The 6,776-nt window shown below is 61.6% G+C and carries 4 protein-coding genes and 2 pseudogenes; 1 reads left to right on the forward strand and 5 read right to left on the reverse strand.

Annotated elements, in window-relative coordinates; genetic code table 11:
* Positions 1-59: 59 nt before the first annotated feature.
* Complete coding sequence (locus IQ254_RS28550) at positions 60-638, forward strand: Uma2 family endonuclease (RefSeq protein WP_193969540.1); 579 nt, start codon at positions 60-62, stop codon at positions 636-638.
* 135 nt (positions 639-773) lie between these two features.
* Here the strand turns inward: IQ254_RS28550 and IQ254_RS28555 are convergent, their stop codons facing one another.
* The 5 genes and pseudogenes from IQ254_RS28555 to IQ254_RS28575 form a co-directional block, all read right to left on the reverse strand.
* Positions 774-1,475, reverse strand: a complete 702-nt coding sequence (locus IQ254_RS28555; protein ID WP_193969541.1) for a lecithin retinol acyltransferase family protein — start codon at positions 1,473-1,475, stop codon at positions 774-776.
* Positions 1,476-1,585: 110 nt separating this feature from the next.
* Positions 1,586-2,191: a hypothetical protein gene (locus IQ254_RS28560; protein ID WP_193969542.1), complete on the reverse strand. Its 606-nt coding sequence runs from the start codon at positions 2,189-2,191 to the stop codon at positions 1,586-1,588.
* 2 nt (positions 2,192-2,193) lie between these two features.
* On the reverse strand, positions 2,194-3,147 hold the full coding sequence (locus IQ254_RS28565; protein WP_193969543.1) for a reprolysin-like metallopeptidase: 954 nt from the start codon (positions 3,145-3,147) through the stop codon (positions 2,194-2,196).
* 1,451 nt (positions 3,148-4,598) lie between these two features.
* Positions 4,599-6,362 (reverse strand): annotated as a pseudogene (gene recJ / locus IQ254_RS34055) (single-stranded-DNA-specific exonuclease RecJ); the annotation flags it as partial.
* Positions 6,363-6,576: 214 nt separating this feature from the next.
* A pseudogene (locus IQ254_RS28575) lies at positions 6,577-6,776 on the reverse strand (prepilin peptidase); the annotation flags it as partial.

The raw sequence follows: 6,776 nt of genomic DNA on the forward strand, positions 1-6,776 counted from the left end.
CCCCTGCTCCCTAGCCCAGATACGGTATCAGCGTCCCTGCAAGCACAGAGCTTTACCCCATGACTCAAGCCGTTTCATCTCCCACCACCTACCTAAGCTTTGAGCAGTATCTGGCCTACGACGACGGCACAGACACTCGCTACGAACTAGTCAACGGAGCACTGGTCGAAAGGCCTCCAGAAAGTGATGAAAACATCGGGATTGCCAGGAAGCTGTTTCTAGAGTTGATCAAATACTTTCCCGCCGACTGGGTTGTGTGGGGAACTGAAGTAGAAGTCACCGGGCGTCGTGCCACCGCGCGAATTCCTGACCTACTGGTGCATACCGAAGAGTCAAAAGCCGCTGTGGCCGGGGCCACCCGCGCCACGATTACCCGCGAGATGCCGCCCCCGGCCCTGGTGGTAGAAGTGGTCAGCCCCGGCCAGGCCAACCGCGACCACGACTACCGCTACAAGCACACCGAGTACGCCGCGCAAGGCATCGCCGAGTACTGGATTGTTGACCCGGAGACTCGGCAAGTCACCCGGTGCCTGTGGGTGAATGGGCGGTACGAAGACACCGTCTACAGCGGAGCCGAGCAGATTCAATCCACGCTGGTGCCAGCGTTTGGCCTTACCCCAGCCGAAATTTTTGCTTGATTGCACGGAGTTCTTCAAGGGAGATTAGCTGAAAGCGAGCCAAGTTTTTGAGCCAGGAGCCAGGAGAGCGCGGCCTTCTGGCTTCTGACTCCTGAATTCCCCACGCCCAGACTTGTCCCGGCTTGCGTGGATACCTCAATCTAGCTCTAGACGACTCTCTGCGATCGCCCGATTGCGCTGAAGATCTAGCTCTAGCTCTACCAGATCACTGAGCTGGGCAGTGAGCATTTCAATTCGCTTTTGGGCCGCCACTTTGCGGTGCAGGGCGGCGCGGGCGAGGTCTTCGCGGTTATTGCCCAGGGCCTTTTGAGCCACCCGGTGCCAGTCGTCGGCCTCCTTGTAAGCAACCTGCTGGTCAGCGAGGGTGGTGTTGTAGGCTGTGGCGATGTCGCCGAGGGCTTTTTGGAAGTTGGCGCGGGCTTCTTCAGGGCTGGTGGTGCGGCGATCGCCCTCGGCCAGTCGCCGCAGCTCAGGCAGGTTGAGCTGGTCGAGCCGCAGGCCAAAGTTGGTGAGCTGGCGGCTTTCGCTGCGGCCCGTGGTGCACCAGGTGGCAAAGTGCTCGCAGTTGTTTTGCAGCAGGTCGTACTGGCGCTCGCCCAGGCGACTGGTGGCCCGCTCGATCACCATGTCTGGCGTATAGATCAGGCTTTGCCGCACGGGGTAGACCCGGTTACCCCAGGAGAAGGTGGCGTAGCTGGTGCGGGAAATTTCGGCCTCTTCCTGCGCCTTGCTGTAGTGGATGACGGTGTCATCACCGCCGTCGATGCCGTGATGCTGGTATAGACCGGGCACCCCGGCCAGGTCACGCATGACGTAAATCTGCTCACCCTTGGCCATCGATTGTGCTGTCTCCTGGGGCTAGTAGAGAGGCGACCGAGACGACGATCGCTGTTTTCGTTATAGCAGCCCCCATGGCAATAAAACCTACCGCTGAAGTCCACCCGGCGCTAGAATCCCATGGCACCAGTTGCCAGGTTGAGGGTGAGTTCTCCCCCCGCAGTCGGAATCGCCAAATAGGAGCCGTCATTCTGCATCTCTGGGCTGCCCCCCAGCCAAAAGCCCTGCTTCGCCTGCTCGACCACCTCAGCCCGGGTCTCGCCAGTGACCGCCACAATATCGTCAAAGCTGTGCTCAGCGATCGCGTCGCCATCCCGACCTAACACCACCACGGCCCGGGTACTGGCCACATTGATCCACTCGTCGAGCAGCACCACGGTGCCGCTGTCATTCACCAGCCCCAGTCGGGGGCCATAGCTGTGGGGCAGCGGGCGCGACCAGACCTGCTGACAGCGATCGCCCAGGGTTTCAAACAGGCTGGCCACAGTGTGGGGGGGGTCAGCCCCTTCGACTAGGGTCAACGTGAGGTGGTAACGGCCCTCGGGAGACGCCCCATGGCGCATTACCGGCGGGTAGGGAATAGTATCCTGACCGAGCATAGGTTGCGATTGTGTCAGCAGCAAAGTCTCAGTCGGCGGGGCAGACAAGACTGGCATCATCGCCAGCTGTCCCCACAGGTAACCACCGACGATAACCCCACCCATGGCATTGAGCATAGCTACCTCCGGGGCTGCCAACTCAGGTATCCCGCCAACAGCACCGCCGTCATTAGACCCATCGCTGGGCCGTTGGGGATAGAGCGCGGGGGCGTGGGGTCAGCAAAGGCGGCCTCAGGCTGTAGCGCTAAGTCAAGCACCGGAGGCAGGGCAGCTAAGGGCTCACCAGCGGCGATCGCGTCGGGAGATAGCGCAGGCGCATCTAGGCGCGGTGGCTCTACAGGCAGATTTGAGGGGGCTACATCTCCCGATAGACCAGGGCTTGAGCGGGTCAAAGGGTTACCCCGGGCCTCCTCAATTTGGCGATCGGTGAGTCGATCTAGGCGAGCCCCATCAGGGGTAATGTCGCTGAGGGAGCTGGGGGAATTGCGAAAGCTGCCGTCGGTCATCAAATTGTTGGCCCCGCCGGCCCCAAAGCCTTCGTGGGTCAGGCCCAGGTTGTGGCCGATTTCATGGGCTACGGTGTCGAGGCGGCCAATGCCGTTGTTAAACGCCAGAATGTCGTCGTCAATGACGATGCCGTTTTGACCAATCCAGCCCAGGCCCAGGGTGCTGGCTCCGCCCAACGGAAAAATGCTCTCCACAAACCACAGGCTGATAGGGCCAGTGCTGCGGGTTGATAGCGGGTTGCGGCCAAAGGCTCCGGCCCCGCCCGCAAAGGAAAGCTCCGCGAACTCGGCTTGGCTGTCGATGGTGAGAAAGCGGCTGGCGTTGAGTCGATTGGGGCTCAAAAAGCTGACATCAATATTGGCCTGGGCCCAAATTTTGCGGGTGGCCGCTTCAAACAGGGCCAGATCGGCACAAATCAGGCCAAAGTCGTCGCACACCTGAATCGGCTGAACGTTAACGAACCGAGTGGGGCGGTTGGCACCGCTGCCGCCCCCCGAACAGGACACCAGCACTGCCGACAGGCCATAGACCAACCAATATTGGGGCTTGAACGCCAGCTTAACCATTGCAAGCAAGAGAAACTACCGAGACTTGGGTAGGGCTTGCCAACCACCATACTCTGTCAATTAAAAGATCGGCAGCATTACCCAAAAATTTTCTGTAAGATTCCTTTTTTGGGACGCTGGCCCAGCACCAAATGTTGCATTAGCTGCCCCTGCCACAGCGGTAAGGCGCTGCCCGCCTGCTGAATTTGGGCCACCTGGGCCAAGTCTGAGGCCGCTTCGCTCCCCGCTCCCGTTAGCCAGCGGGCAATGGGGTGGTCCCAGCCCTGGAGAAATTCGTCGAGCATCACCCGATGGCTGTCATCGATCGGGAAGGGCGTGTCGTTGCCCTCCGCCGAGACGGTTTGATATAGCCCCTTACGGGGTTTGTTGGCGGCGGCCAGGGCCTTAGGCGATAGCGATTTCCAGGTTTCACTGAGCAGGGGCGGCAGCGAGGCCAGCCCCGGGGCCTGGGTCAGATCGTTGGCCATGGCCATCAGATCGGGGTCGCCGGTTTGGTCACCGTATTGGGTAAAGTCGCTGAGTAAGGGCTGCAACAGCTCACGCTCAAGCACCGTAGCTAACCCAGCCAGGGGCGCTGGGTCGGCAATGGGATTGCTGGCCGTAGCCAGGTGAGCCAGGGCAATGGCCAGGTCTTTTTGGCTGGCAGGGCTCAGGCAAAACCAGACCGGATCGCCGACCGCCTGACGCACCTGCTGTTTGGCCGCCTCCAGACCCATGGGAGCCACGGGCGGTAGGGGCGTTTGGGGCGACGTAATGGGTGCAGGTGCAGGCTGAGGAGATTGAGTCCGGGGGGTCGCTTGTATGACTGGGACGACCTGTTGCACCGGGGCCGGAGCCGCAGACGTAGGAACGGCTGGGCGCGGAGTCTGTGTAGCCTGGAGCTGGGCTAGATGAGTATCTTTTTCGGCCAGTAGAGTATCTTGCTGGGCCAGGCGAGCCTCGGCGGCGGCGAGCTGCTGGGTCAACTGCTGAATTTCGATCGCCGCTGCCCCCGCCCGCACCAAATTACCGTACTGGGGGTCGCTGAGGTCAACGGGCTGAGCTGACTCCCCCGGTAGGTAGAGCCATCCCTGGATATCGCCCCGGTTGACCACCAGGCGCTGCCCTTCGGGATTACTCAGGGTGAGGGTGGTCGTCGCTGCGGTGGTATGGGTATTAGCGGTATAGCGACGATTGCTGTAGGTGAACTCGGCCCCAGCTGCGGGAGTCTGGGGGGCAGCAAGCGCTGGGGTGGGTGGTTCAGCGCTAGCGACCTGAGGTTCAGGAGCTGAGGCTGGCTGGGCAGTCGGGGGCGGCACGGCGACAGAGGCTGGCTCTGAATCCACTGTCGTTTCACTGACCCTGAGCGGCGGAATTCCGTTCACCAGGCTAGGCAGCGAGGGGCCAGTGGGTCGCGGCGGCGGCACCACCCGCGAGGTTTTTGAACGGGCTGAGGCGCTAGCAGCAGCGGGGCGCACCCCCACTAGCTCTAGCTCGACGGTAGTAGTGCCCTGCCATTCGTTTTGCTTGAGCTTGTAGGCCACATCAAGGCAATCGGGCAGGGGGTAGTATTCGCCCCAGCGCCAGGCGATCGCTTTAATGGTCGTACTGCCTTCATCACCCAGCATCAGCTTCAGATGGTCGCGGTTGCGGCCCACGGTCTGCTGCTCCAGCACTCGCAGGTTTGGGGTCCAAAAGACTGGGTCGGGGTTTTCAATGCCGCAGGGGTGCAGGTGGTCGATCTGGTCGAAGAGGCCCTGGTCGATCTGGTCGAGGCGGGCCTGACTATCGATTTTGACCAGGGGCTTGAGCAGATCGACCGTGAGGGTTTGGCAGGCGTAGTGCGACAGCCGCGAGGTCACCTGGCGCAGATGCTTGGCCAAAAACGAAAAGCCTCCGGCGGCCCGATGCCCGCCAAATTTCTCCATCAGGTCATGGCAGGTTTGCAGCGCGACGAACACGTCAAATTCAGGAATACCCCGGGCCGAGCCGCGAATCACGCTGTGGTCGTCGTCTTCGTAGGTGCCAATAAAGACGGGCACGCCGTAGCGCTCCACCAGCCGTGAGGCGACAATGCCGATCACACCGTGGTGCCAGCCGGGCTGCACGACCACCAGCACGCGATCGCGCTCTATATCTACCGTGCCCAGCGATCGCTGCTGCTCGCACCAGGCGATCGCCTCCTGCTCAATGGTCTGGCAGAGATCCTGACGGGTGGCGTTGATCTGCTCGCACTGCATCGCCCGCTCCAGGGCCACCCCGACATCGTCGCTGGTGAGTAGATCAATCACAATCTGTGGATCGCTGATGCGGCCCACGGCGTTGATCCTGGGCCCCAGGCGAAAGCCAATGTGCTCGGGCTTCAGCGGCTTGCTCTGGTCAGCCAGCCCCGCCACCTGAATTAGCGCCTGAATGCCAAAGAGGCGCGACCTGGGCAGCAGCCCCAACCCTCGCCGCACCCAGCGACGATTCACCCCGGTCAGCGGGGCCAGGTCGGCAATGGTGCCCAGGGTAAACAGCTCCAGCAGCGGCCCGGTGAGATCCTGGGTACGCCCCAGGGCCTGAGCCAAGCACACCGCCAAAATATAGGCCACCCCCACCCCGGCCACCCCCCGGTAGGGTGAGGTCTCGGGCAGCAGCTTGGGGTTGAGAATAGCGTTGGCCGGGGGAATTTCGGGCGGAATGTCGTGGTGGTCGGTGACAATCACCGCCAGCCCCAGCTCCCGCGCCCGGGCGATCGGGGCCACGGCGGCAATCCCATTATCGACGGTGAGAATGAGGCTCACCCCGTCGGCGTAGCAGTCTTCGACAATGCGGGTGTTGATGCCGTAGCCCTCGGCCATGCGGCTGGGAATGGTGTAGCTCACCTGCCCTCCTAGCGCCCGCAATGCCCGCAGCAGCAAGGCTGTACTGGTCATGCCGTCGGCGTCGTAGTCGCCGCAGATGGCGATCGCCTGCTGAGTTGCGATCGCTTCCAGCAGCAGCTCTAAACTAGCCGCCAAATCGGGAAATTCTTCTAGGGGCGAGGGCAGCTGCTGACGCTCGGGGTCTAAAAAATCCGTCGCCTGCTCGGGGGTTGTAATGCCGCGATTAAGGAGTACCTGAGTGAGCAGCGGCGATAGCCCCGTCGCCTGGGCTAGGGATGTGGCCAGGGGGGCATTGGCGGCCGCCACCTGCCACCGCTGCTGGGGTAGACCAGCAGCGGTGGCATTTGCAGGTGTAGCGGGGGCATTCACGTTGCGAATCGCAGAGTCGGTCACAACACAGAGGGCACTAGATCAAGTGCACTTATCATAACTGGAGATCTCAGTTTGGTTAATTGGCATGCGGCGATCCTTTCAGAAGAAATCATCCAGAGTGACTACTTGCAAGCAATTCAGACCGAGCGGTAAGTCATTCATCCCGAAGATTTTTGGCAGTAAGGAGCAGCGCTGAGGCACCTGAGTACCCCTACAGGGTTGGCCAGAACAATGCCCGATAGGCTCCGATCAGCGCTTCACCCCAGAACAGGGTGATTACAGCACCAACCGCCAAAAATGGGCCAAAGGGCATGGGCTGGCGACGGCTAATCAGCTTGAGGGCGATCGCCCCGCCGCCGACTGTCGCCCCCACTACGCAGGCCAAAAACCCGCTCAGCAGCACCCCCTGCC

The organism is Nodosilinea sp. LEGE 07088 (assembly GCF_015207395.1).
In the GTDB taxonomy this organism is placed as follows: domain Bacteria; phylum Cyanobacteriota; class Cyanobacteriia; order Phormidesmidales; family Phormidesmidaceae; genus Nodosilinea.

What these genes read in the sequence shown, in the direction of transcription:
- IQ254_RS28565 (WP_193969543.1), bottom strand. Translation starts at nt 3,147, where the DNA reads ATGGTTAAGCTGGCGTTCAAGCCCCAATATTGGTTGGTCTATGGCCTG.
- IQ254_RS28550 (WP_193969540.1), top strand. Translation starts at nt 60, where the DNA reads ATGACTCAAGCCGTTTCATCTCCCACCACCTACCTAAGCTTTGAGCAG.
- IQ254_RS28560 (WP_193969542.1), bottom strand. Translation starts at nt 2,191, where the DNA reads ATGCTCAATGCCATGGGTGGGGTTATCGTCGGTGGTTACCTGTGGGGA.
- IQ254_RS28555 (WP_193969541.1), bottom strand. Translation starts at nt 1,475, where the DNA reads ATGGCCAAGGGTGAGCAGATTTACGTCATGCGTGACCTGGCCGGGGTG.